The 1,050-nt window shown below is 63.0% G+C and carries 1 protein-coding gene and 1 pseudogene; both read right to left on the minus strand.

Going from position 1 to position 1,050, the window contains the following annotated elements; genetic code table 11:
* Positions 1-51 precede the first annotated feature (51 nt).
* Positions 52-840 (minus strand): IS21-like element helper ATPase IstB, encoded by a 789-nt coding sequence (istB, locus tag AB3X89_RS39890; RefSeq protein WP_150331854.1) that lies wholly within the window; start codon positions 838-840, stop codon positions 52-54.
* Positions 837-1,050, minus strand: a pseudogene (locus AB3X89_RS39895) (IS21 family transposase); the annotation flags it as partial. The gene istB and the pseudogene AB3X89_RS39895, both read right to left, overlap by 4 nt.

The following is a 1,050-nucleotide window of genomic DNA, read 5'->3' on the forward strand; positions in this document are numbered from 1 at the left end:
CCCGCCTTTCGGCGATTCGCCGAAGTAAATCTGACCCACCCGGGACCTGTGTCACGCGGCTGCTTTCGCTGTTGCCCGCGTTCCCGTTTGTCCTGCTTTTCGTTTGTCCTTCAGTCGATAGCTCTCACCGCTGATTTGCACGATATGGGCGTGATGCAGGAGCCGGTCGAGCATGGCGGCCGTGAGCGTCTGGTCATCAGCAAACGCCGTGGCCCATTGCGTGAACGGCAGGTTGCTCGTCAGCACGATGGAGCCGCGTTCGTAACGTTTGGCGACGACATTGAAGAACAGGTTCGCCTCCTCGCGCCCGAACGGCAGATAACCGATTTCGTCGATGACGAGCAGCCTCGGCCCGATGACCGCCCGGTTGATGAACTCCCGCAAACGATTCTGTTGGCGCGCCGTCGCCAGTTGCATCATCAGGTCGGCGGCCGTGATGAATCGCGTCTTGATACCTGCCTGTGTTGCCCGATAGGCCAGTGCGCTCGCGATGTGCGTCTTGCCAACCCCGGAGGGGCCGAGCAGCACGACGTTCTCGGCCCGCTCGATGAACACCAGACTTCCCAGCTCCTGTATCTGCGCCCGTGGCGCACCGCTGGCGAAGCCGAAGTCGTATTGCTCCAGCGTCTTGATGACGGGCAGCGATGCGAGCTTCGTGAGCGTCTGGCGCTTACGCTCCTCGCGCGCACCGAGTTCCGCCTTTAGCAGTTGCTCCAGGAAGTCGGCATTACTGGCATCTGTCGTTGCCGTGTGCTGCGCGAGCGCTCCCCAGTCACTGGAGATGCGGTCGAGCTTCAGCTGTTTGCAAAGGCTGGCAATCCGTTCGTGCTGGAGATTCATGCGGCGACCTCCAGCAGGGCGTCATACACCGCAAGCGGATGCTGAAGGCTCTCTCGCGGCAGCACCCGGCGCAGCCTCGAAGGCGCAGGCTTCGGCATCGATGCTGGCGCAGGCAACGGCAGCAGCGCTACCTGCTCAAGTGCCAGCATCGCAGCCGGACGCTCGCGCGTGGTGGCGTGCACGCGCACGTTGGCGACTTCTGCGAGCCAC

Origin of the sequence: Paraburkholderia sp. BR14320 (genome assembly GCF_040948665.1) — a bacterium.
In the GTDB taxonomy this organism is placed as follows: domain Bacteria; phylum Pseudomonadota; class Gammaproteobacteria; order Burkholderiales; family Burkholderiaceae; genus Paraburkholderia; species Paraburkholderia youngii.